21 protein-coding genes are annotated in these 24357 nt (G+C 65.4%); 11 read left to right on the top strand and 10 right to left on the bottom strand.

What is annotated here, in order from left to right; translation table 11 throughout:
• Positions 1-639: 639 nt before the first annotated feature.
• The 4 genes from G5C50_RS16160 to G5C50_RS16145 all read left to right on the top strand — a co-directional run bounded on the left by G5C50_RS16160 (position 640) and on the right by G5C50_RS16145 (position 3091).
• A complete protein-coding gene (locus tag G5C50_RS16160; protein WP_165071037.1) occupies positions 640-1143 on the top strand; it encodes a helix-turn-helix domain-containing protein in 504 nt (167 codons plus the stop codon).
• 185 nt (positions 1144-1328) lie between these two features.
• Positions 1329-2114 (top strand): protein-tyrosine phosphatase family protein, encoded by a 786-nt coding sequence (locus tag G5C50_RS16155; RefSeq protein WP_165071035.1) that lies wholly within the window; start codon positions 1329-1331, stop codon positions 2112-2114.
• Positions 2080-2658 carry a tyrosine-protein phosphatase gene (locus G5C50_RS16150; RefSeq protein WP_240907109.1) on the top strand — a complete coding sequence of 193 codons (579 nt, stop codon included), beginning with the start codon at positions 2080-2082 and terminating at the stop codon, positions 2656-2658. Before G5C50_RS16155 ends, G5C50_RS16150 begins: the two co-directional genes overlap by 35 nt.
• A gap of 46 nt (positions 2659-2704) precedes the next feature.
• The gene (locus G5C50_RS16145; protein ID WP_165071033.1) at positions 2705-3091 is read left to right on the top strand and encodes an acyl-CoA thioesterase; all 387 of its coding nucleotides are present in this window, start codon (positions 2705-2707) and stop codon (positions 3089-3091) included.
• A 9-nt stretch (positions 3092-3100) separates the two neighbouring features.
• Here the strand turns inward: G5C50_RS16145 and G5C50_RS16140 are convergent, their stop codons facing one another.
• A complete protein-coding gene (locus G5C50_RS16140) occupies positions 3101-3577 on the bottom strand; it encodes a hypothetical protein (RefSeq protein ID WP_165071031.1) in 477 nt (158 codons plus the stop codon).
• A gap of 72 nt (positions 3578-3649) precedes the next feature.
• The gene (locus G5C50_RS16135; RefSeq protein ID WP_165071030.1) at positions 3650-4666 is read right to left on the bottom strand and encodes a serine hydrolase; all 1017 of its coding nucleotides are present in this window, start codon (positions 4664-4666) and stop codon (positions 3650-3652) included.
• 135 nt (positions 4667-4801) lie between these two features.
• Here G5C50_RS16135 and G5C50_RS16130 point away from each other — a divergent pair, with 135 nt between their 5' ends.
• Positions 4802-5806: an N-acetylmuramoyl-L-alanine amidase gene (locus G5C50_RS16130; protein ID WP_240907108.1), complete on the top strand. Its 1005-nt coding sequence runs from the start codon at positions 4802-4804 to the stop codon at positions 5804-5806.
• Here G5C50_RS16130 and G5C50_RS16125 read toward each other — a convergent pair.
• On the bottom strand, positions 5769-7103 hold the full coding sequence (locus G5C50_RS16125) for an SGNH/GDSL hydrolase family protein (protein ID WP_165071027.1): 1335 nt from the start codon (positions 7101-7103) through the stop codon (positions 5769-5771). The two genes, G5C50_RS16130 and G5C50_RS16125, sit on opposite strands and share 38 nt — an antisense overlap.
• A gap of 63 nt (positions 7104-7166) precedes the next feature.
• Between G5C50_RS16125 and G5C50_RS16120 the strand changes: the two genes are divergently transcribed.
• Positions 7167-8078: an NAD-dependent epimerase/dehydratase family protein gene (locus G5C50_RS16120; protein WP_165071026.1), complete on the top strand. Its 912-nt coding sequence runs from the start codon at positions 7167-7169 to the stop codon at positions 8076-8078.
• Between the two features lie 11 nt (positions 8079-8089).
• Here the strand turns inward: G5C50_RS16120 and G5C50_RS32685 are convergent, their stop codons facing one another.
• Positions 8090-9313, bottom strand: coding sequence for an HlyD family secretion protein (locus G5C50_RS32685; protein ID WP_240907107.1), 1224 nt, complete (start codon positions 9311-9313; stop codon positions 8090-8092).
• Between the two features lie 154 nt (positions 9314-9467).
• Between G5C50_RS32685 and G5C50_RS32680 the strand changes: the two genes are divergently transcribed.
• Positions 9468-9689 carry a hypothetical protein gene (locus G5C50_RS32680; RefSeq protein ID WP_240907106.1) on the top strand — a complete coding sequence of 74 codons (222 nt, stop codon included), beginning with the start codon at positions 9468-9470 and terminating at the stop codon, positions 9687-9689.
• 613 nt (positions 9690-10302) lie between these two features.
• Here G5C50_RS32680 and G5C50_RS16110 read toward each other — a convergent pair.
• Positions 10303-12324 (bottom strand): S9 family peptidase, encoded by a 2022-nt coding sequence (locus G5C50_RS16110; RefSeq protein WP_165071023.1) that lies wholly within the window; start codon positions 12322-12324, stop codon positions 10303-10305.
• A gap of 634 nt (positions 12325-12958) precedes the next feature.
• Here G5C50_RS16110 and G5C50_RS16105 point away from each other — a divergent pair.
• The 4 genes from G5C50_RS16105 (at position 12959) to G5C50_RS16090 (ending at position 16717) form a co-directional block, all read left to right on the top strand.
• On the top strand, positions 12959-14632 hold the full coding sequence (locus G5C50_RS16105; RefSeq protein WP_165071022.1) for a matrixin family metalloprotease: 1674 nt from the start codon (positions 12959-12961) through the stop codon (positions 14630-14632).
• Between the two features lie 150 nt (positions 14633-14782).
• On the top strand, positions 14783-15400 hold the full coding sequence (locus G5C50_RS16100; protein WP_165071020.1) for a superoxide dismutase: 618 nt from the start codon (positions 14783-14785) through the stop codon (positions 15398-15400).
• 124 nt (positions 15401-15524) lie between these two features.
• Entirely contained in the window at positions 15525-15989 is a 465-nt protein-coding gene (locus G5C50_RS16095; RefSeq protein ID WP_165071019.1) for a hypothetical protein, read from the top strand.
• Positions 15986-16717, top strand: a complete 732-nt coding sequence (locus G5C50_RS16090; RefSeq protein WP_165071017.1) for an RluA family pseudouridine synthase — start codon at positions 15986-15988, stop codon at positions 16715-16717. Before G5C50_RS16095 ends, G5C50_RS16090 begins: the two co-directional genes overlap by 4 nt.
• Positions 16718-16727: 10 nt before the next feature.
• Here G5C50_RS16090 and greA read toward each other — a convergent pair whose 3' ends face one another.
• The 5 genes from greA to G5C50_RS16065 all read right to left on the bottom strand — a co-directional run bounded on the left by greA (position 16728) and on the right by G5C50_RS16065 (position 24303).
• Positions 16728-17207: a transcription elongation factor GreA gene (gene greA, locus G5C50_RS16085; RefSeq protein WP_165071016.1), complete on the bottom strand. Its 480-nt coding sequence runs from the start codon at positions 17205-17207 to the stop codon at positions 16728-16730.
• Positions 17208-17549: 342 nt separating this feature from the next.
• Positions 17550-18827, bottom strand: a complete 1278-nt coding sequence (locus tag G5C50_RS16080; RefSeq protein ID WP_165071015.1) for an ABC transporter permease — start codon at positions 18825-18827, stop codon at positions 17550-17552.
• Positions 18828-18888: 61 nt separating this feature from the next.
• Positions 18889-19644: an ABC transporter ATP-binding protein gene (locus tag G5C50_RS16075; protein WP_165071144.1), complete on the bottom strand. Its 756-nt coding sequence runs from the start codon at positions 19642-19644 to the stop codon at positions 18889-18891.
• Between the two features lie 80 nt (positions 19645-19724).
• Positions 19725-21686 (bottom strand): efflux RND transporter periplasmic adaptor subunit, encoded by a 1962-nt coding sequence (locus G5C50_RS16070; RefSeq protein ID WP_240907104.1) that lies wholly within the window; start codon positions 21684-21686, stop codon positions 19725-19727.
• The gene (locus G5C50_RS16065; protein WP_165071013.1) at positions 21592-24303 is read right to left on the bottom strand and encodes a TolC family protein; all 2712 of its coding nucleotides are present in this window, start codon (positions 24301-24303) and stop codon (positions 21592-21594) included. Before G5C50_RS16065 ends, G5C50_RS16070 begins: the two co-directional genes overlap by 95 nt.
• Between the last annotated feature and the right edge of the window lie 54 nt (positions 24304-24357).

Genomic DNA, 24357 nt, shown 5'->3' with positions numbered 1-24357 from the left:
ACTTCAACGCAAGGCCGCTGCGAATATTACAAAGAATTCGCCGAAATCTTGGACGCCCCCCAGGAGCCATCCAGATGACATCGGACACAACCATACGATTCGATATGATCCATGTCGAATCGCGCCTACGCAGCACTGTGCAGAAAGCGATGCCTTTTGTTTGCAGTCATCCAAGCCGATCTGAGAATTTGCTAAAGAAAGTCGAATGGATACCGATCTCGGCACCCACCTCAGGGGGACACGCCGAAGGGGTTCGGCTGTCTGGATTCGATCCAGGGGGAGAGAGCCTTAGGACCCCCTCCGAATAAGGTCGGAATATGCGTGCTCGGCGTCGAAATCCTACATCCCGATTGGACTTTCGTTGAAACGCCCCGACAATCGAGACGGGCCGGGAGGAGGAACTGGCAGGAAAGGGGACTGCTTGCATCGTGGAGTTGATTTGGTTGTGTATTAGCGGAATTTTATTGATGCGACTCCACTTCTTAGGCGATTTGACTCGTTTCGCAATTGATTTTTTTTGGAGCCGTCGTAATATCACATTCATAAGGTAGAGATGCGGACGGGGCTGTGGATCTTCCCCCTTTTCAGTCATCTCGATCTCCTGGCTTTTGCATCCTGCGGGAAGAAACGAGACGTTCCATGAACCTTGCAAAACGGATTCGCGATCTGCGTTACGCCAAGGGGTGGGGCCCCGACGAGTTGGCAAGCCGCGCGAAGATCTCCCGGACGGCCCTCTATCAGATCGAGCGCGGCAATACGAGCAAGCCTCAGGCGGGGACGCTGCGGCGGATCTCCCGAGCCTTGGGAGTGCCGCTTGAAGTTCTGCTGGATTCGACCCCGTTGCTTGGCGACCAGGGTGAGACCGGAGAGTCGACGGTGGGATCGACCCATCTTGGAACTCTGGTGACCGTTGATCGTCTTCCCTCTTCGGAGCGCGGCGAGGAACTGATCGAAAAGTTCCGGCTCCTGCTGGCTTCGCCGATGGCCGACGGCATCGCTCGGATCGTTGAGGAATCATTCCGTCTTCTGCCGATCATCCCGCCGCCCGTGCAGAGCGAGACCTCCCGCTATCTGGCCGCGATGGACGCCGAGCCGACTCGTCGCCCGCGGACCCCGCGCCAGACGCAGCCCTCCGGCGAGTGACCGCACCACTGCTGAACTTTTTTTCGGCCCTCGATCTCGGGGGCCGTTTCTTTGCGCGGCGAGGTTGATCTTGCCGCTGCAAGGCCCGTGGCTACAATGCCCGCGGACTCGGGCTGATGCCGAGGATGGATCCTCGGGCGGCAAGGCCGTCGCCCGCGCCCGCCGCCCCGCCGGAAGGAGCCAGCGTGGTTCGTCGCCGATCGCTTCCCTGGATTCTCGGCGCGCTCGGTCTGACGATCGCGGCCGTAGCGGCTCTCGCCGTCGCCTCCCGCGACTACTGGGTCGAGAAACGGGTCCAGATCGTCGAGCCCGGCCGATTGGTTCGCGGCGCCTGGCAGCAGCCCGGCCCCCTGCGCCGGATTGTCGCGCGCGAGAAGATCAAGACGATCGTCACCCTGACGGCGATCAACACCACGGACGAGAAGTTCGTCGGGCAGAGTCGCGTTGTCCGCGACCAGGGACTGGACTGGGTGATCGTGCCGATGCGCGGGTCTCGGGCGACGGTCGAGCAGATGGCGATCGCCGCCGACCTGCTGGCCGACCCGGATCGACAGCCGGTCTTCTTCCATTGCGTCGCCGGCCACCATCGGACCAGCCTGGCCCACGCGGCCTACCTCATCCGCCACCAGGGCTATACGGCGAAGCAGGCCTGGGAGACGATCTCGGCCTATCCCTGGGCTCGGCCCGACGCCCTGGTTGACCGGAACGACCAGTTCTTGATCGAAGAGTTCGCAAGGGTTCAGGCGACGCTCACGCCCGACCCGGAAAAGGATTCGTGGGAGGTCGGGAGTGGCAAGCATGCGCAGGCGGCTCGTCCGCAGGATCCTGGCGACGATCGCCTTGCCGTTCCTGGCGGCGGCGGCCTGGATCGGCTGGGACCTGGCGAACGACAACTTCGGGACCGTGCAGCCGGGGAAGATCCTCCGATCGGCTCAGATGTCGTCGGGCAGGCTCTCAAAGACCATTCGTGAGCACGGCGTCAAAACCGTCCTGAACCTTCGTGGGCCGAATCCGGACGAGGCCTGGTATCGCGCCGAGCGCGACGCGACGACCTCCGCCGGAGCCACGCAGGTCGACGTCTCGCTTTCCTCGTGCGTCTGGATGTCCCGCGTTCAGCTTCGGACGCTGGTGAAGGCGCTCGACGAGATGCGTCCCCCGGTCTTGATCCATTGCGCCTGGGGCTCGGAACGGACGGGCCTGGTCTCGGCGATCGCCGAACTGCTCCGCGAGGGTTCGACCCTTGAGGACGCACGCGCCCAGTTCACGGTTCGATACCTTTACGTTCCGGTCGGCGACGGTCGGATCATGTCCGAGGCGGTCGACCAGTACGAGGCCTGGTTGAAGAGCCAGGGCCTGGAGCATAATCCCACGGCGTTTCGGCGCTGGGTCGAATCGGGATATCGTCCCGGCAACCCCAGCCGCGAGGCCTGGCCGTACGACCCGTACCCTCTCATCGTGGTGACTCCCCCCGACGCCGGGCCGACCGCCCAGGCTGCCGGGGCTGAGCGGCGATGAGCCGCAGGCCGTCCGGGGTGTTCGATCTGTTGCGAAAGGCGAGGTGATGAGCGAGGTCGATAGCTGCGAGACTCAGATTCGGGTTCGGTACGCCGAGACCGACCGTATGGGGCTTTTGCACCACGCCAACTACGCCGTCTACTTCGAGATCGGCCGTACCGAGTTGCTGCGCGCCCGAGGTGAAAACTATCGGGAAATCGAGGACGCCGGCTTCTTCCTGGTCATCGTCGACCTGGAGTGCAAGTTCCGGCGCTCGGCCCGCTACGACGACCTCTTGACGTTGCGCACGTCGGTCGCGCGGGTGACGCACGTCAAGATCGTTCACGAATACAAGCTGTTCCGCGAGAATGAACTGCTCGCCGAGGGTCGCACGACGCTCGCCTGCGTCGACCGCGAGGGGAAGCCGCAGGCGCTGCCGGGAACTTTGAAATAGCCCGTCTCCTCAATGTTCGATGACGACGTCTCCCCCGAAGAAGCGGCGGGCGTCGGCGACGACGGACTGAACGAGGCCGGCGGCTTCTTCCTCGGTCATCTCCATGCGCTTGCGGACGGCCTCGAGGCGTTCCTGGTCGTCCTCGCTGAGGCGTCGGTCGGCGATCAGGCTTCGGATCATCATCGTGAACTCCTCGCGCATGGCGGCGTCGACCCAGGCGTCGTCGAGGTTCAGGGCCTTGGCCTCGCGCATGAGGGTGGGCCATTCGGTGTCGGACGCGGGGTCCTTCTCGAAGATGTGGTGCAGCTTGCGCCGCCACTGCGTCCGGTCGTATTCCGAGGCGACCTGGTCGGCGGGTGAATCGCCGGCGACGGCGGCCTCGTCGTCGAGGCCCCAGGCGTTGCGGAACCGTTCGAGCGACTCCTCAGAGCGCTCGGCGTGGGAATGGTCGGTCAGCAGGTGCCGGAGCGTGCTGAGAAAGCCCATGGCGTCGCCTCTTCTGTTGAGTGCAGCCGGCCCGGCGCATTGCGGGCCGGCTGTGGTTCCGCGGAACGGTCGTCACTTGGTCGCGGCGGCCTCGCCGGAGGATGCGGCGGCGGTCGGGGAGGGGGGGGCCTTGGCCGTGAAGTAGTCGTACACTTCGCGGGCGGTCTTGGCGCAGAGGACGTTGCCGGCGTTCTCGTCTCCCCAGCTCTGGTCCTCGTTGGCGTTGGTCATGACGCAAAGAGCGACGGGCCCCCCCTTGGTCTCAATGACCCCGGCGCAGGTGCGGGCCTCGTCAACGCTGCCGGTCTTGAACGCCACCTTCGTGCCTGCCGGCAGGAAGCGGGGGAACTTGGCCTTGTCGTCGCAGGTGAGCAGGTGCTTCCACATGGCCTCGCTGGACTTCTCATCGACGAGCTTCTTGGCCTGGAGCGCCTCGAACAGCTTGACCATTTCGCCGGCCGTGGTGCTCCCCAGGCCGAAGACCTTGCTGCGGTCGGGGAAGACCGACGTGTCGCGACGAAAGACCTTGGAGTGGATCTTGGTGTTGGGATAGCCGAGCTTCTCCATCGTCGCGGCCGTTGAGCCGATGCCGACCGCGTCCAGGACGATGTTGGTCGCCGTATTGTCTGAGTAGGTGATCATCAGGTGGACGGCGTCGACGAGCGGGAAGGTGGCGCCGTCGGAGAAGTGGTAGGTCAGGACGCCCGAGCCCGGCACCATGTCCTTCTTGCGCAGCGTGACCGGCGCGTTCAGGTCGATCTTTCCCTCGGCGGCCTGGCGGTAGGCCTCGACCATGACCGGGAACTTGATGAGGCTGGCGGTGGGCATCGGCTCGTCGGGGTTGATCGAGAAGGTCTCGCCCGTCTTGAGGTTCTTCAGCGCGACCGTCGCCTTCCCCTTGTGCTCCTTGACGAGCTTTTCGATGCGGGCGCCAAGCTCCGCCGGAGGGGTCGTTGAGGGCGTCGCCTGCTGCGCCGAGGCCCCGGCGGCGGTCAGGATCAGGGCCGCTATCGTGGCGGCCGCGACGGCGCGCCGCCGAGCCGAAGGAAGGCGTCGCTTGAAGATCTGCAAGACGGTTGATTCGATCATGGTATGCAATTCCACTTGTTTCGTCCTTCGCTCCGGCTGAAAATCAATTGTGATTCGCGCCCGGCCGCGAGTCCAGCCCCATGCCTCCTCCTCGTCAGTCCCGCCTCAACGCCGGAAGCAAGCAAGGAGATCGTTTTGCTCCCTTCCTCGTTTCGAACGTTGCCTCGCGCTTTGGCCGCGGCTTTCGGGATTCTGGCCTTCGCGGCCGCCGCGCAGGCCGCCGACGCCCCGAAGCCGGGCGCTCGGCTGGAACGTCAGGGCGACGAGATCGTCGTCGCCGGCCAGCTTTTCCACACCTCGACGCCGGTGGTCCTCTGGACTGATCCGGGCGGGTATGACGCCTATCGCGTCGATCCCCACTTCAGCGCGCCCGACAAGAAGAAGGCCGATCTGCCGGCGACGCGCTTCGGCGTCCGCAAGGCGGGGCTCTCTGAGGCCGAGCTGAAGCAGGTGCAGTCCGGCGGCTGGGATCTGCCGCTGCTCCAGCGGGTCGTCGACCAGTTCGTGATCCACTACGACGTCTGCGGCACCAGCCAGCGCTGCTTCCGCGTGCTCCACGACGATCGCGGGCTGAGCGTCCATTTCATGCTCGACGTCGACGGCACGATCTACCAGACGCTCGACCTCAAGGAGGCCGCCTGGCACGCCACGATCGCCAACGGCCGGTCGATCGGCATCGAGATCGCCAACATGGGCGCCTATCCGCCGGGGCGGACCGAATCCCGCGACCGTTGGTATGAGAAGGACGCCCAGGGCCTGGTGAAGATCAAGCTCCCCGGCACTCCGGAAGCGAACGGCATCCACAACCCCTCCGCGCTGCTGGCCCCCGCCCGCAACGAGCCCGTCACGGGCAAGATCCGCGGCGAGACGCTGGAGCAGTACGACCTCACGAAGGCCCAGTACGACGCCCTGACCAAGCTCACGGCGACGCTTTGCACCGTCTTCCCCAAGCTCAAGTGCGACTATCCCCGCGATTCCTCGGGCAAGCTGCGGCTGGACACGCTTTCGCGGCCCGAGTTCGACGCCTACCAGGGCGTTCTGGGGCACTACCACGTTCAGACCAACAAGACTGACCCCGGTCCGGCCTTCCAGTGGGATCTGCTCATTGACGGGGCTCGCTCGCAGATGAGCCAGAAGTGACCGCCGACGGCGGCGGCGGTGCGGGCGATCCGTCCGCCGTCGCCGTCATCCACAACGACAGCCGCTCCGCGACGACGTCGGCCCAGACCTCGGCGCCCTTCGGCGACAGATGTTCGTCGTCGATATGGCGGTTGTACAGCGGGCTTCGGGAGAAGGAACCGCCCGAGGCCCTCGTCTTGATCTTCAGCTTCAAATTCTCGTTGATGAATCGTTCCAGCGGATCGCAGTAACTCGCGGGCGGCCCGTGGAAGATGTTGTTCACCAGCCCCGGGTAAAAGCCGTCCTTGCGCGTGCTTTCCACCTGCGGGAAGCTCGGGATCGGAACGACCAAGCACGTCACATTCCGCGCCCGACACCAGCCGTAGATCTGCTCGATCCAGTATTCGGCCTCGGCGATCCAGTCGGGACGGCCCTGGAGAATGTCGAACTCGCTGCCGAAGTCGTTGGGGCAGACGCTGACCACCACGAAGTGCGGCTTCATCCGCTCGCCGTATTCCTTGAGCGAGTAGAAATACTGTTCCGGCGAGTAGCCCATATGTCCGGTGTTGGCCACGGAGACGGCCGTTCCGCGGAGTTCGGAGAGGCGGCGAGCCAGGTGGACCGGCGGCGTCTGATCGTCGGGGCTGAACATCCCCTGCATGAACGAATCGCCCAGGATCACCCCTCGAAGCGGGGCGCTGGGATCGGGCTCGGGTCCTCGCAGTCCCCATGAGTTGGTCGTCGTGGCCGAGGGCTCGTCGACGATCGCCCCCGCGCGGCCGGCGGCCTCGCGGACCTCGGGGGTGTTGGGGACCAGGAGGAGGCTGAATGGGCCGTTGAGGAGCACCACCTGGCGGAGCCAGATCGACCGCGTATTGGGCAGGAATCGATACGATCGTCCCGAGTCGTCGCGTTCGAAGACCTTGGAGGAGATGAGGAACGTCTGGTCCGCGCGGCCGTATCGGACCAGGCCGTGTTCGGGGTCCATCCCCGCGACGCGGAAGAGGGCCCGCATGTTCTCATCGGTGCCGTCGTAGAATTTCCGGAGTGTTTCCTCTGTGCTTTGGAGCGTCAGATTGCGTCGGCGCTTCCAGTCGGCCTCGATCTCGGCGCGGTCCGGGGTGAGGCCGGTGACTTGATAGATGACGGCCCGGCGGACGGTGTTCCAGGTCTCGACCGCATAGTAGCGACCGACACGGAACGACGCGATCGTCAGGGCGACGGCGGCAAGCGTGGCGAGTAAGATGAACCGCTTGAACCGTCGGATCCGCGTGGACGACGGTTGATTGGCGGGGGCGGGCTGTGGGGCGGGGTCCAAGGTCGTCGTCTCCGACTTCGCGGTCGCCGCCCGCCGGATCGAGGGGCAGGGAGGGTGAGTTTGATGAGGATCGCAGTCACGGGCGCGACCGGCTTCGTGGGTCGTTACATCGTCTCACATCTGGCGGCTCTGGGACATCAGCCTATCTGTTGGCAGCGGCCTTCGAGCGATCTGGCCGGACTCCCCGACGACATCCTCTGGATCGAAGGCGGCCTCGACGATGATCGGTCGGCCCGCGAGTTGGTCCGTGGCGCCGACGCCCTCGTCCACGCCGCGCTCGACCGCCCGGGGCAAGCCTTTCGCGGTGGGGAGGGGGACGTCGTCGAGTTCGTCGAACGCAACGTCGTGGGGACGATTCGACTCTTCGAGCGGGCTCGCGAGGCGGGCGTCGGCCGCGTCGTCTTCATCTCCTCTTGCGCCGTGCACGACGAGATCCTGCCCGACCGGCCCCTCGATGAGACCCACCCGACCTGGAGCAGCAACCACTACGGCGCGCACAAGGCCGCAGTCGAGTCGTTCGTCGCCAGCTATGGATTGAGCGGGCGTTTGAACGTCTGCTCGCTGCGGCCGAGCGGCGTCTACGGAATGGCGCGGCCGGCGACGGCTTCCAAGTGGTTCAGGCTGATCCGCAACGTCGTGGCGGGGCGTCCGGTCGAATGTCGGAAGGGGGGCAAGGAGGTCCACGCCGCCGACGTGGCGCGAGCCGTCGAGGTGCTGCTCAAGGCGGATGCTTCGGCCGTTTCGGGACGCATGTTCAACTGCTGTGATCGCTACGTCTCCGAGTATGAGGTCGCCCGGTTGGCGCAACGGTTCTCCGGGACGAACGGACCGATCGAGGGCGAGATCACGCGGCCCCGGAATCAGATCGCGACCGACCGCATCCAGGTGCTGGGCATGACCTTCGGGGGCGAGCCTCTGCTGGAAGAGACGGTCGCCGATCTGGTCGCCGCGGCGGCTGGAACGGACGATCTCTAATCGGCCAACGCTCAAGGCGAGACGGAAGCGACCTCCGAGCCCGACGAACCGGGCTTGGTCGGGGAGGGGGGAGCCAGCGTGGTCGGGTCGGCGATCACGCGGTCTCCCTGGCGGACGCCCGAGACGACCTCGACGTAATCCGAATCACTCAGGCCCAGGTCGACCTTTTGCCATCGGTAGGCCGGCTTACCCTCGGGGCCAGAGGCCGGCTCATGAACGGCCACGAACGACTGGCCTCCAACCTGGCGGACGGAGTTCAGGGGGACGCGCTCGACATGCAAACGACGGTCGTGCAGGAAGGAGACCTCAGCGCTGAGGCCGGGGCGAAGGTCCTCGAAGCCGTCGACGACGTCGATCAGGGCGTAATAGCCGCGGACGTCGGACAACGGGCCGTTGACCGGGGCTGCGATTGCCGTGACGTCGGTCACCTTGCCTTGAAGCGGGCGGTCGGGGAATGCATCGATTCGGATCGTGCAGCCCTGTCCCGGACGCAGGAGTGAAACCTTCGTCTCGTTGATTCGGGCCTTGATCCGCATCCGCTTCGGGTCGGGGAGCTGGAAGATGGGCTGGTCCTGTCGGACCGTCACCCCTTCCTGAATGCCTGCTTCGGTGCGTCCCCAGCCGTTAGTCTGGTTGACGTAAACCACGATGCCCTCGCCCGGCGCGCGGAGGGTGCAGGCCGCGACGTTCTTCTCCAGCCGGCGGAGGCGTTCGTCCTCGAGGGCGAAGCTGGCGTCCTGGGCGAGCTTGTCCGCGCGGATCGAGGCTAGCTTGGCCTCAAGTTCCTTGAGGTTCTTCGGGCCGGTGTACTTCTCCAGCCGTTCGAGCATCCCCTTGGCCTCGCTGAGGACGAAATCGGTCTGGTCGAGGGAGAGCTCGTCGGCCTTGAGCTGGGAGCTGGTGCGGAGGCCCTTTTGTTGCACCGTGCGCGACCACTCGACGTTGCGGGCGGCGCGGTCGCGGTCGATCTCGCAGGTTTGCACATACTGACGGATGAGCTGCATGTCCTGCGGATAGATCCCGTCGCGATACTCGCGCAAGGTGATCTCGTTGACGGCGAGGTTCGCATTCGCCTGTTCGACGAACGACTTGGCCTGGAGCCAGCGGACCTGCTGAGCCTTCACCTCATCGCGATAAGAGGCCGAGTCCAACTCGCAGACCACGTCCCCCGGCTTGACGTGAGTTCCCTCAGGGAGGATCGAGATGATTCGGGTCGACCCGGGCTTCTCCTCCATCCCGCCGCCGCCTCCGCCGCCGCGACCGCCTCGGCCGCCGCCGCCTCCTCCGCCGCCGCCCGAACCACTCGAACCGGAATTGCTGCCGGACGTCGACGATGATTTCGAGGTCGCGGTCGTCCGCTTCAGGGGGGTGTACTTGGCGACCGTGTAGTTGAAGCTGCGGATCGTCGGCTTCTTGCTCGTCGAGGTTCCCGAGGAGCTTGAGGACGAAGTGCTGGAGCTTGAGGACGTGGTGCTTGAAGAGCTCGTCCCGGACGTCCCGCTCGTGCTCGATTTGCTCGTACTCGACCCGCTCGTACTCGATCCGCTCTTGGCCGTCGACGAGGATGAGCTTTTGGTGGAAGACGTTGTGGTGGTGGGCGTCGTGGATTGAGAGCTCGACGATTGAGTCGAGCCAGAGGTCGAGCCTGAGCCCTTGGTCGTGCCGTTCGAATTACTGCCGCCGACCAGGCCGATCAGAGCTTCAACCTGGCAACGAACGACGGCGTCCGACGCGCTCTCCACGGTTCCGTATTCGACGACGTAATCGGCGATGTCGCCACGGTCGACCTCGACCAGTTCGAACGGGAGGGCCTGGTTGCTCTGGAGCCACGAGGGGCGATAACCTTGCTCCCACGCCCAGGCTCCGGCCCCGAGCACACCGAGCACGCTGAGCAACCCCGCGAGCCGTCCCAAGATCGATGAACGAGCGGGGGGGCGTTCCAGATCGATGCGAGGGATTGAGATCGGTTGGTCTTGCATGGGCCGTCCGAGATGGGGAGAGCGGGATCGAATGGGGACGGGCTGATCCGCGCGGGCTCGCATTCCGGTCGAGGGACAAGGAACCTCGACCGGGCGACAGGGCACATTTCCCGATATCTCTTTAATTATCGGAAGTCCCCGACACCCGTCAATGCGCCCGGCGCGCGAAGCTCCTCTTTATCGGCGTCAAAACCCCCTCGGTCGGACCAGGACGTCGCCGAACCGCTTCGATTTGCGGCCGATGCTCATTTCCCGGGAGCCTGGATCGAGAACCGATCCTCCGCGTCATAGAGCCGATAGACGGCCTGGGTGTGAGCGAACTCCGGAAGGATCTCGAACGGCCAAAGGGAAGCCCCGTCGGGCCCCACGTCGTAAGAGACCTCTAGCCCTCGCGGCGCCGCGAGGGAGGCCAGTCGGCCGATGTCGCCAAGCCTCAAGAGGTTAGGGGCGAGTGCACCCATTCGGATCGATTTCTGCGCCGTCGGCGAGCCTTCGGCAAGTTGCACTGGAGCGAAGTCGGCGGTCACGTTCGCGACGCCCGGAGCGTACGGCGACGCGAGGATGGCCGCGATGCCGGCCACTCCCTGGCCCTGGAGCGAAATCGGCGCTCGGCGGAAACTCGCCGCTTCTGGCAGCCGGTCGACGACGTCTGTCACGACTTCGATCCACTGGAGCAGGTCATAGACCCATTGGCCGAGCAGGGGGCGGCCTATCCAGACCCCCCATTCGGCCTCGTTGTGGTCGGCCGCGTTGGCCACTCGGGAGGTCGCCGGCTTGAGTCTCCCCAGGGCTCGCAGCTCGACGGTCGCGACGGCCAGGCCGGCCTTGCCGGTTCGACGCATGCCCCGTTCCTGAGCGGCCTCGGCCGTAACCTCTTCCTCGCTCGCGTGGATCACGACGCTCGGCGGATCGACGGCGGAGGGCTCAGGGAGTGATAGGTAGCCCCGAAGCATCAGTCCGGGCTCGGGTTCCATCTCGATCGTCGCGAGTCGTCGTGCGGGGTCGTAGCTTGTTCGCAAGACTCTCGGCGCCGTTTCCGGCAGGCCGCCGAGCACCTCCGCTAAATCGGCGCGGAGGGTTGCGGCCTCGGCCTCCCAGGCTTCTCGATGGTCGGGCGGCGGCGGAAGGGCGGCGAGTAGGGCCGCGGCCTGGCGACGGCCGAATTCCGGGACGGAGACGATCGACTTCGGCCGTGACGGACCGTCCGGGTAGCACCGGAGCGTCTCGGGGTCCTCGGTGACGATCATCGGTTCGGCGACGGGCGAGCCATCTCCCTTGCCGCGCAGCCATCGGTCGAGCCAGCCGTACATGGCCTCGCGCATCGGCTGGTTGTAGTCGTGCTTGGAATCGATCCCGACGTGTCGCAGGCGATCCCCCGCGCCGAGTGCCTCGAAGCGAGACCGGGCGCGGGCGACGCTCTTGGCGGCTTCCCCAAAGCTGAACTGGGGAGAGTCCTGAAGAGCGCTGACGACCAGCAGGGCCCGAGGCGCGATCATCGCCAGAACGTCGCCGGTGCGGGCGAACTTCAGGCCGCCCGGGACGACCTCGCAGACGCAGCACGCGGTCTCCAGGTAGGCCTCATAAGTTCCGACGCCGCAGACGGGGACGACGGCCGTGAAGCGATCGTCGAGAGCCCCGGCGTAGAGCGTCTGGTTGCCGCCGCCGGAAGCGCCGGTGATCGCCAACCGCGTGGGATCGACTTCCGCGCGGGAGGTCAGGTAGTCGACGGCCCGGCGGTTATCGTGAACCTGAAGCCCGATGAGCGGGACGCCGGCCGCCCAGAGCATGCCCGCGGGGGGGCCGCCGTGGTAAGTCCCCCGCGCCGGGATCGGGGCTCGTTCCCCGGCTCCGAAGGCGTCGACGCAGAGACAGATGTACCCGAGCTTCGCCAGGCCGATGCAACGAGCTTGCACGGTCGGATCGATTCGGGCCCAGGGCCAGTGGCCGTGGACGCAGAGCACGCCGGGAGCGGGTCCGTCCTGGCGTCGAGGACGGTAAAGGTTCGCCGTAACCCGTACGTCCGGCTGACTCTGGAACGTCAGTCGTTCAATGACGTAGTCGTCCCGCTCCACCACCCCGAGGACTTCGGGAGCGAGGTCGCAGCCCTTAACGTGGTCGAGGCCAAGCGCTTCGTACAGGCCCTTTCGGACCTTTCTCAGATGTTCGTCCCAGCCCGAGGCGTTCGTCGGCGGGGGCGACGGTTTGGGCTGACGTCGGATGAAGGCTCCGTAAGCGTCGCGAGGATCGACCGGTTCGTTGGCTCGCATGCAGGGCCTCGACGCGAGTGGGGCGTCGCCGACGGAAAAGGCGACGGACACGCTCAACCTATCCCTCCCGACAGGGCGTCGCAAGTCTTCGGGGAACGGCCCGGGCGGCGGTTGATGAATTGGCCCCATGAGCCAATGACGGTGTGTTCACTATCGCGTTGGAGCAATCCGCATGACCGGTACCGTCGGCGCGGTGGGGTAGGGTCGTCCGGCCTGTGTCGGCGGGCCTCTCCGGATTCTTTAGATGATCTCTGGAATCGCGCTCTAGTTTTCCTGTATCGGAGGAATCACAGGGAAATTCGGCAGTCCTCGGGCATGCGGTAATGCGGTCGAGATCGCTGTAATCGAAAACCTCTGTGTATCTCGATTTCTCGACAGTCATGGGAAACCCCCAAGGGGAAGCGCCGCCGGCGACGGCGATTGGCTTTGCCAGGGATGTGGGGCTTGGAACAGGGAGGGCTGATGCAGGCGAAGCGGCTAGGGCTGGCGAAAGGGCCAAGGAGACGGGGACGATCCACGGTCATCGACGGTTTGAGACGCGATCCAGGCGTCTTGGAACTCGGCGGCGGTCGGATGGTTCAAAACTCTCCTGCACCCGGATCCTCAGCCGAGCCCGACGACCAGCGGGGTGCACATGCTTGGGCTTCCCATGCGGGCTCTCGGAGAGAGGTCCTGGAAGACGTACAAGGAGGTTGTGCGGCGGGTTAGAGGATGGGGCGAGGCGAAACTCCAGCGAGTGCCGCGTCGTTGGCCCTCGGCGTTGGAGGTGCTTGAAGTCCGGGCGCTGATGGCGACGGAGGGGTACGATTACGTCCTTTCGGGCGCCAGTTGGGCGAACCCCTCCCGGATCACCTACAGCATCGCGCCGGACGGCGTCCAGTGGATCAGCGGCACGAACGGGATCAACTCGGCGTTCAACGCCAAGTTCGGGGCCGGGGTGTGGCAGCGCGAGATCGCCCGGGCCCTGGCCACCTGGCAGGCGTCGGCGAACATCAACATCGTTCCAGTTTTGGACGGAGCCTACCCGGAGAACATGCCCGGAGCGCAGCAGGGAGACTCCCGCTTCGGCGACATCCGGATCGGCGGCGATGTGTTGGTGAACGACACGCAGACCCTCGCCCAGACGTACTATCCGCCGCCGATGGGATCGACGGCCGGCGGGGATGTTGAGATCAATCTCGGCATGTCATACTCCATTGGGACCCAGTACGACCTGTACAGCGTTGTCCTGCACGAGACCGGCCACGCGCTGGGGCTGGCCCACACGCCCAACGATCAGGAAGTGATGCGTCCCGTCTACGGCGGCGAGGTCGGCGGTCTGGACGACGGCGACATCGCGGGGATCCAGGCCATCTACGGCGCCCGCAAGCTGGACGTCTACCAGAACGCCGGTTACGGGCTCAGCGCCGCGAAGCCCATCGACCTATCGCCCGCCGTTCAGACGACTCAGACGTCAACCGCGTACGGTGCGTCCCTCACGGCGATCGGCGACGTGGAGTGGTTCAGCTTCGTCGCCCCGAGCTACGCGAGCGGCTCCTGGCAGGTCATCGCCTCAGCCTCGAACGTGAGCATGCTCAGCCCGCTGGTCAAGGTCTTCGACGAGAACGGAACGCTGCTCGGCCAGGCCTCCGACGCGAGCAAGTGGAGCAACGACGCCAAGGCTTCCATGGGGTCGATCGTCGCGGGCCATCGCTACTACGTGGCTGTGACGGGGGCTACACGCGACGTTTTCTCCGTCGGCGCCTACAGCCTGACGGTTTCGATGTCGAAGGCGCCTCAGGTCTCAACGCCCGTCACCTCGACTCCCTCGCCGGTCGTCACGAGTCCGACCACAACGCCCGTCACGTCGACCCCCTCGGGGCCGATCTACACGCCGGTCGTCGTCTCCGCCGATCGCTTTGAGTCCAACAACACCACGTCCAGGGCCACCAAGCTGGGGAAGACCGTTTCGACGACCATCGCCAGCCTCACGCTGACGACGGGCGACGTCGACTACTACTCGTTCCAGGCCGGCGCGGCCGGCGTCTATCAGGTTTCGGCGCCGGGGACCGTGGTGCAGATCCTGAACGGTCGAGGGCGGGTCGTCGCTCAGGGGAGCGGTTCGGCCAGAACCAACGCACCGAGGAACTCGTCGTTGATCGTCCGGATCCAGTCATCGGACGGATCGAGCGTCGCCAGCTACTCGCTGAGCATCAGCAAGTCGGCGACCACGGTTCGTCGGACGGCTCGTCAGGAAGCGTCGCCGGCCCTCACGGCTCGCGCCGCGGCCGACGCCTGGGCTCTGGCTTTGCGGTCGGCGACGGCCTGATCGGAAGCGACGGGCGGCGCGGGACTTGCCTCCGATTCCTGGAGAACCGGTCCGGGCTATGGTAGTTTGTCCGGGACGTTGGGCCCGCCCGCCGGCGGCGATCAGGCCGGCCGGGGGCCGCAGCCCCAGGGAACAAGGAGCGACAGGATTATGGCCGAATACACCGTGCCCCCGCTGACCTACGACTTCGGCGCGCTGGAGCCTCACATCGACGCCAAGACGATGGAGATCCACCACGACAAGCACCACGCCGCCTACGTCAACAACCTCAACGCCGCCCTCAAGGACCAGCCCAGCCTTCAGGGGAAGCCGATCGAGGAACTGATCGCCGACCTGAACGCGGTCCCTGAGTCGATCCGGACGGCGGTGCGGAACAACGGCGGCGGACACGCCAACCACTCGTTCTTCTGGAAGATCATTGGCCCCGGCGGCGGCGGCGAGCCCAAGGGCGCCCTGGCCGACGCGATCGCCTCGGAACTCGGCGGTTTCGCCGCGTTCAAGGAGGCCTTCACCAAGGCCGCCACGACTCGGTTCGGCTCCGGCTGGGCCTGGCTGTCGGTCGGCAAGGACGGCAAGCTGGCCGTCACCTCGACGGCCAACCAGGACAGTCCGATCATGGAAGGGGCCACCCCGCTCCTCGGTCTCGACGTCTGGGAGCACGCCTACTACCTCAAGTATCAGAACCGTCGGCCTGAATACATCACGGCCTTCTGGAACGTGATCGACTGGACCGAGGTCGGCCGGCTTTACGAGGCCGCCAAGAAGTGAGCCCGCAACGGGGGCTGGTCGGCCTGACTTGACCGCCTCCTCGCGATCGCTATCATCCGGACGCCCGGGCCGCTGCGCCCGGAGCGTCCGTTTTGCGTTTCGCGGGTGGTTGGAGGTTCCGTCGATGGATCGACCCGACGTTCCTTTCATGCGTCTTCGGATCGGGGGCGTCCTAGTTCTGGCGATCATGGCGGCGGCCGGCTGCCGGAGCACCAAGAGCGAGGTTCCGCCCGGCAGGGCTTACTCCCGGACAGGCGGGGCCCCCCCTACCGTCGGCTTCAGCAACGAACCCCATCCCGCCGTCGGCCCCTCGAACATGAACTCGTTCAACGCCGCGCCGGGGGCTTCCGGCGACGACCGCCTCGTCCGCGCTTCGAAGCCGGCGATCTTCGGCACTCCGACGGCCGGCGAGAGGATTGCGCAACCGACCTCGAACAAGTACGGCCCGCCGGGCACATCGGGCCTCGACCCAACTCAGGACGCCACTCCCGCCGATCTGGCCGAGGGCTTGATGCGGTCGAACGAAACCGGCTCGCAGTCGCTGACGAAGGATCTCAGGGCGAACCCACCGTCCGACGCCCCCCAATGAACGCCGGCCTCCACGTCCTCTTTGAGGACGAGCATTGCCTGGGCGTGTTCAAGCCGGCCGGCCAACCGACGCAGGGGACGTGGGCTCCCGCCGGCGAGACCACCCTTGAACAGGACGTGCGGCTTCACCTGGCTCCCAATTCACCCGAATCAGCCTATGTAGGCATCGTTCACCGCCTCGACCGGCCGGTGTCGGGGGTCTTGCTCTGGGCCAAGACTCCGAAAGCCGCGCGACGACTGGCGAGCCAGTTCGAGAAGCGGCAGACGGTCAAGGAATACTGGGCGATCGTCGAGACGCCCGATGAAACGACGGCCGTTGAAAGGCCGTCGCCGCTGCCGCCCATCGGCGACGTCTGGCTGGACTGGCTGACCGTCGCAACCGATGCGGCCGGGCTGATTCACGTCGTCGCCGAGGGTATGCCAAGAGCCCGCGAAGCGCGAACGCGCGTCTCGGTCGACGCGTCTGCGACTCTTCCAGACGGGCTCCGCTGGCTGCGGCTCTGGCCCGAGACCGGCCGCACGCATCAACTGCGAGTGCAGGCCGCAGCGCGAGGGACGCCGATCGTGGGAGACGCCCTCTACGGCGCTCGATCAGACTTCGCGCCGGGGATCGCCCTGCACGCTCAGTCCTTACAGGTGCGGCATCCCTCGACGTCGAGGCCGCTGATTCTGACCGCCCCGCCGCCGCCGTCATGGCGGGAGCGGGGGATCGATCCGAAGCGAATATGAGCGAGCCGACTTACTCGACGCCGATCTCGACGACCTTCAGCTTGAGCGTCCCCTTGGGGATCGGCACCTCGACCTCGTCGCCGACGCGCTTGTTGACGAGGGCCTGGCCGATCGGGCTGGTCAGGAGGATGCGGTTCCGGTCGTAGTCTTCCTCGCCAGGGCCGACAAGGACGAAGTCTTCTTCATCGCCCATGTCGACGTCGAGGACGCGAACCTTGGAGCCGAAGACGACGCGGTCGGTCGGCATGTTCGTCTTATCGACGATGAAGGCGCGTGAGAGCTTGTCCTGAAGGTCGTTGATCCGGGCCTGGAGCATGCCCTGGGCTTCGACGGCGGCGTCGAACTCGGCGTTTTCAGAGAGGTCGCCGTAGCCGCGGGCCTGGGCTATCTGCTCGGCGATACGGGACATGTCCTCATTTTTCATCTTGTCGAGTTGGGCCTTGAGCTTCTCGTAGCCTTCCTTCGACATCGGAATGCGGTCTGTGGACATGCCGAACTGCTCCCATCTTCGTCTTCGTCGTCGTTACATGTGCGAATCGCACGACAGCCGCCGCAAAGGCGACGCGCTTCATGCGGCCGGTGGGGTTGAGGCGTCGTCCAGCTTACGGGTCCGGGAAGCGGGCTCGGACAAAGGACGACGGCGGTTTGGCCCTGATCTCCGTGTGGCTCCGGGGACGGCCCCGGACAAAAAAAATGAGACGGCCGAATGCGTAGGCCGCATCCGGTGACGTCCATCTGCAATCAAGCCTAGTAATCCCTGTACAGCGACGCAAGCCCAACCCGGGGATCCCCCGCGGCCGACGTCGACGTCGGCCGCGGGACGTCGCTCGAATCATTCGTGGCGCAGCGCCTCGATGGGATCCATCATCGCGGCGCGTCGCGCAGGATACAAACCGAACAGAATCCCGACAGCCACCGAGATGCCGAAAGACAGCAGCACCGACAGTCCGGTGACGAACGCCTTCTGGTCGGGGATGAAGTAGACCATCACCATCGGGATCGTCACCCCGAGGAGAACACCCAGCACGCCCCCCACGCCGGAGAGCACGACCGTCTCGATGAGGAACTGCTGGGTGATGTCCTTGCGCTTCGCCCCCAGGGCCCGGCGGATGCCGATCTCTCGGGTGCGCTCGGTGACGGTCGCCAGCATGATGTTCATGATGCCGATGCCGCCGACGAGCAGCGAGATCGCCGCGATCGTTCCCAGGATGATGCTGAACTGTCGGGCCGTCCGTTGCGACTCCAGCAACAGGTCGTAGGGGACGGTCATCTCCACGTCCTTCTTCGGGTGCCACCTCTCGTAGGCCGCCTTGATGACGGGAACCGTGGGCTGGACCTCGTCGGTGCTGCTCACCTGGAGAGTGATCTGCGAGAGCTGCGTCTCCTCCGCCTCCATGGAGCCCGAGCGGTTGTTGACGATCTTCTCGCCGAACCGAACGCGGCAGGTATTCAACGGGATGTAGACGTCCTTGTTGAAGTCCTGAGCCGCCAGACTGCCGCCGACGCCCGCGGAGCTTTCGCGTTCCCTCGTGACCCCGACGACCGTGTAGTAGTCGGAGCCCAGTTTGACCGTCTGATTGAGCGGGTCTTCGTAGGGGAAGAGCGTCTTGGCGGTCGTCGCGGCGAGCACGGCGAAGTTCTGGTACTTGTCGTTGTCCGCCGCCGTGAGGAACCGGCCGCGCTCCATTTGGAGCATGTTGAACTCGGCGTAATCCGGGGTCGTCCCCACGACGCGGCCGTCGAGGAAGTATTCGAGACGACGGACCTGCTTCCGGATCTCCCGGATCGGCAGCGCCTTTTTAATCGTCGGCACGGTCGACATGATCCGGTCGTAGTCGTCGTATTTGAGCCCGTAATTCAGGATGCGCGAGGGGCGGCCGCCGGTGGCCTGGGCCTCGTCGCTGGGCTTGACCGAGCGGACGATGATGTTGGTGGCGCCCAGGGCCTGAATGCGTTGCAAGGCGTCTCGGCTGGAGCCCTCGGCGATCGCCAGCATCGAGATAACGGCGGCGACGCCGAAGACGATGCCGAGCACCGTCAGGCCCGACCGCAGCTTGTGCAGCAACAGGCTCTTCATGCCGAGTTTCAGGCCGCGCCAGATGCGTCGCATGAGTTCGATCCTTGACGGTGGCGGTCGAGAAGGAGGGCGGGGCTGTCGAGTCGAACGAGGGTCAGGCCTCAGCGCCGGCGGCGACCGAGGAGTCTTCCGCGGCCTTGGCGGCCGCGATCATGCGCGGGCTGGGACCGTCCTCGATAATGAGGCCGTCGCGCATGCGGATGATCCGCTTGGCGTGCTCGGCGATGTCGTCTTCGTGAGTGACCATGATGATGGTCTTGCCGGCGTCGTTCAGACGCTGGAGCATGTCCATGATCTCATGGCTGGTCTTGGTGTCGAGGTTGCCGGTGGCTTCGTCGGCGAGGATGATGTAAGGGTCGTTGATCAGCGACCGGGCGATGGCCACGCGCTGCTGCTGACCGCCGGAGAGCTGGGTCGGCCGGTGATCGAGACGCTCGTCGAGTCCGACCATCTTGGCCAGTTCAACGGACCGCTCAACGGCCTCGGGGCTCAATTCGCCCCCTCCCTGATACGTCAGCGGAAGCTGGATGTTCTCCAGCACCGTGTACTGCTGAATCAGGTTGTACGACTGGAAGATGAAGCCGAGGTAGCGGCTGCGGACCTCGGACAGTTCGTCGTCGTCGAGTCGAGAGACGTCGCGGTCGCCCAGGAAGTACTGGCCGCTGGACGGGCGGTCGAGACAGCCGAGCAAGTTGAGCATGGTGCTCTTGCCCGAGCCCGAAGCGCCCATGATGGCGACGTACTCGCCTGGGTAGAAGTCGACCGACACGCCCCGGAGGGCGTGTACAGTCACCGTCTGCGCAGGCCCCCGGCGGCCGAAGATCCCGCCGCCGGAGGGTGCGTGACCCATGACATAGGTCTTGCGAACGTCGACGATCGAGACGAGAGGCTTGTCAGCGCGAGGAGCGCCGTTGGAACGGACATCCACGATCAGTTGCCTCCCGGCCCTTCGCCGCCGCCGCCACCACCACCACCCGGACCACCGCCGCCCGGACCACCGCCGCGACGGCCGCCGCCGCCGCCCGGACCGCCCGGACCGCCGCCGAATCCGCCACCACCGCCGCCGCCCTGCTGACGCATCTGGCGCATCTGGTCGATCTGCTCGGGCGTAGCTCCAGCCTTCTGAAGGATGGCGGCCCTCTCCTCTTCGGTGGCCGTGCGCAGCTTGCTTCGATCTTCCTCGCTCAGCTTCTGGAAGATGGCGCCCATGGCGCCCATCCCACCGCCCGCGCCGCCACGGCGGGCACCGGCGCCCTTGCCTTTGGCCTTGGCTGCATCAGGCGATCCCCCGCCGGGTCCGCCAGGGCCGGCCGGTCCGCCGGCTGCTACTGGTCCGCCGGGGCCGGCCTCGCCCTTGGCTTCGCCTTCCTTGCCTTCGGCACCCTTCTTCGAGCCCGCGCGACCCACGGAGAAGAGCTCGCGCTTCTCGTCGTCGCTCAGGAGGGAGACCGGATTCAAGGCGACGACCTGGCCGGCGGTGACGCCCTCGGTGATCTGGACGTACTTGTCGTTCGTCGCGCCGAGGCTGACTTCCTTGCGGGTGTAGCCCTCGGCCCCCTTCACGGCGAGGTGGTCTTTCCCCTTGAACTCCAGGACGGCCTGAACGGGGACGGTCAGCACGTCTTCCTTGCGGTCGACCAGGATCACGACCTCGGCATTCATACCCGGGCGGAGGCCCGCCAGAGCGCTGTCGATTTTGATGTGCGAGGTGTAGACCTTGATGTCGGAGCTAAAGAAGCTCGACGGGTCGGGCAGGGGGGCGACGTCGACGACGGCCCCATCCAGTTCCGTATCGGCGAAGGCGTCGACGCGGATCTTGGCCTTCATCTTGGGCGTGATCTTGTCGATCTGCGACTCATGGATCTTGGCGTTCACCTGCATGTTGCCGATGTCTGGCAGGCTGAAGATCTTCTGACGTTCGCGGACGCTCGCGCCTTCCTCGATCTGGGGGGTGTTGGAGCCGAAGTTGCGGCCGGGGTCGTTGGCGTAGACGACCAGACCGTCGCCGGGGGCGAAGAGCTTGCAGTTGGAGATCTGCCGCTCGTACTTCGCCTCCTTCTCCTTTTCCAGCATGTAGGTCTGTTCCTTGGCCTTTTCGTCGGAGAGGGCCTTCTCGACGTCGGAGCGCAACTCCTTGATGGTCTTTTCCTTGGTGAACTTCTCAAGGACGTCGAGCTTGCTGTTGGCCTGTTCCAGGGCGAACTGGGCCTTCTGGAGGTTCAGCTCTTCAGAGACCTTCTGGGCGCGGGAGACGTAGCCCTTGTCGAACATCCGGTTGGCCCATTCGACGCGGTCGGCGGCGCGGGCGAGGTCGGATTCAGCCAGCTTGATTTCGCCGTTGATGGTCGCCTTGTCCTGGGCGTAAATGCCTTTGACGTATTCCTCAACGGCGATCTCAGCCACCTCGCGGGTGAGCTTGGCCTGCTGGAAGGAGGCCTCGGCGCCGCGGGTGGAGATCTGCTGATTGATGAGCGACTCTTTGAGGGTCGCCGAGTCGAGTTCGCAGACCAGGTCCCCCTTCTTGACCCTCGTCCCTTCAGGGAGGATCGTGATGATCGTGGTCGTCCCCTCGACCTGGCAGAACACGTCCTCGTTCTTGGCGCTTTCGAGGGAGCCCTTTTCGGTGACCGTGATCGGTAGGACGCCTCGTTTGACCTCGAAGGGGATAATGTCCATCGTGGTCGGGGTGAAGAAGCCGCGGACCGGCTTGCTCAACCCCGGGACGGTGACCAGGGCCACGCCTCCGATCGCGAGGAGGGAGGCGAGACCCAGAGCCAAAATCTTGCCGAAGGAGGCCTTACGGCGTTTCGGCCGCTGCAGCGGCGGCAGGTCGCGGGGTGCTTGTGCCGGGGCCGAGGCTGGGGCCTCGGTATTCTGCAGGGAAAAGTTCACTGAACGCCTCCCATTCATCGTACGGCAAGGTGCCGATGTCGCGGTACAGGGTGAGTCGAGCGGTCTCGTAGGACTGCCAGGTGCTGAGGATCGTCCCCTCGGAGTTGATCAGACCGCTCTGAGCGCTAAGCAAGTTCTGGTTCTGGGTGGCCGCGTTGGCGTTCTGGGCGAGGTTCTGACCCGAGGTCGCCTGGGGCGGGGCCACCAGCTGCTCGAAGGCCTGGTCTTTCAGTCGGGCCTGGAGCTCCAACTGCTGCTTGGCGATCGCATAGTTGATATAGGCGATTTGCATCGAGCGGATGTCTTGCCGAATCTGCAGTTTCAGGGCGTCTTCCGAGGCTTGGAGACTGCGACGCTGTCTTTGGTAGTTGATAATCGCTTGACGGAAGTTGTTCCGCTCGGCGACTCGGATCAAGGGAAGCTCCGCGTTCAGCACCAGGCTCATCTGAGTGGCCTGGGACATGAAGCCGAATGGGTTGGTGGTCGTGGGGGGAGTCAACACCTGGTTGGTCAGACCCACGTTCAATATACCTTTGAGAGAGTTTGCCTGGTAGCGGATTTGTCGCCAGGCGTCGTAGAGCTGGGCCCGGTTGTTCAGCATGTCGAGCCGATACTCCAGGGCGATCCGCACTCCAGACTGAAGGATGTCTTCGAGGCCGTCCTCGTCGGAGATCAACTGGGCGTTGGGTCCCTTGTATGGGCTGAGCACCGATCGGCCGTCGAGGACGACGTCTTCCAGGTCCGGGAGATTGCCGACGATGTCCGGCAACTCCTTCAGGTCTCGCTTGGGGTTTCGCTGCCAGTTGTCGATCTGGCGGAAGACGTCGCGGAACGGATAGTAGATCCCCAGATCGACGGTCAGCGGCGTGTCCGTCGGCAGGCCCATCTGCATCTTGAACTGATCGAGGCCGTAGCGGTAAGTCAGGATGTCCGAGGCCAGCGTGCGACGACCGGTGGCCAACTGATTCTTCGCCTGGTCGACCTGGAGCTGCGTCAGACCTGAAGCCTCGCCGTCGATCAACTCTTCATACAGGCTGACGACCTGTTCCAGCGTGGCGACGTTCCGTTTATCGATCTCGATCTGAGCGGCGTCGAGGACCAGCGGGATGAATCCGACGACCGGGTCGGTGTTGCCTGCGCTAGAGAAGCCGGCCAGGTTGAACGTCGAACCGAGGTTCTGGACCGACCCGGCGATGAGCACCGAGACGATGAACTCCTGACGGAACTTGGCGAAGGCGCGGACCTGGTAGAGCAGCGAACGCTCAGCCAACGTGAGGGCTTCCAGCGTGACGGCTCGGCCGCCTCCCCTGAGGAGGGGCTGAACGAAAGTCAGCGGGAGCGACGACTGGACGGTCGGTTGGAAGGGCTTGTTCCCCACGAAGTTGAAGACGAGCTGGTTGGCGAATCCGGTCAGGACTCGACCGCCCGAGTTGAGTAGTTTGCCGACGCCGGCGACCTCGCTGATCTGATAGGCCGAGACCTGACCGCCGGGGGTGTACCGCGTCTGGTAATTGAAGACGTTGCTGGGGTTCAGGGCCGGGAAGCCGGCACCCAGAGGTGAGGTCTGGGGCGACATGCCGGCGTAGAACTGAGGCTGGAACGCGAACCGCTGCAGCGTGACAGCCAACGCGGAGCTGTAGAGCGTTTCGAGGTTGGTCTGATAGTAGCGGCTATTGATCAGGGCCAGGGTGAAGGCCTGCTGCATGTTGACTTTGTAGTACTTCGACCCCTTGGGCAGACCGCCTGCGACTTCCTCGTCGAGCGGGGTCGTCTCGGGGACGAGGAGCCCTGCCAGCTCGGCGGCCTGGCCCTCAGTGAAGGCGCCGTCGCCCCGGCCGGGGACCATCTGTCCCGGCCTCGGGAGGTTCGGATCGGCCTCGTCGCGGCCGCGGGGGTTCGGGTCCAGGGGGACCGCCGGCGCCGGCGTGAGGGGACGCTGCGGGTCTTGCAAGGCGTCCTGATAGGCTGTGCGTGTCAGGGCCGGGTCTCCCTGCCGCTGCGGCGGCGGGATGACCGGCTTGAAGCTCTCGGCCGATCGTGGCCGAGGGATCCCTCCGGTACGAGCGTCGGCCATAAGTTCCGGAGAAGCCTTGGGATCTCGCCCGGGGGCGGGACGGTTGAGCTTTAACGTGTTCGGCCCCGGCGTTGAGGTCGCCGGGTTAGGCGGCGAGAACGGCGAGGGGCCGCCGGAGGGGCCGGGCGGGGCGGTTGGGGTCGGCTCGTCCTGGCGCATTGCCTCGCGTTCTTCCCGCCACCCTTCGAGCATGGCCGTGTAGCCGGTCCCCTCGACCGGGATCATCAGCCGGTTGTCCGGCGATTGGGGGACCGGGGAGAGGGCCTCGGCGGCCGGGTCGTCAGGAGGGGCTGGCGGGAATTCCTGATCGTAGGGGTCGGCGAACCGAGAGAGGGCGGGGGGCTCGACCGAGAACGTGTCCAGCCGCCATCGGGGGTCGCGGCTCTTTTCGAAGACCGCTTCGGAGACGTCCTGGTTTGCCCACTCGCGGAAGAATTCGCGGGTGCATCCAGGGAGTACGCCCAGCGTCGCTGCGAGCAGGGCCGGCAGGGCGCCCAGCCGCTTGAGGGGCGTGCGGGGGGTCTTATGCGTAAATTCGGCCATTTTTTCGCCTCGACGACTGGCATCCCGTGGGACAACCGCCCGGTGGGGGCGCGT

The organism is Paludisphaera rhizosphaerae (genome assembly GCF_011065895.1).
GTDB classification, from domain to species: domain Bacteria; phylum Planctomycetota; class Planctomycetia; order Isosphaerales; family Isosphaeraceae; genus Paludisphaera; species Paludisphaera rhizosphaerae.
Note: the sequence above shows the minus strand (reverse complement) of the source record. Positions and strands in the feature narration are given on the sequence as shown.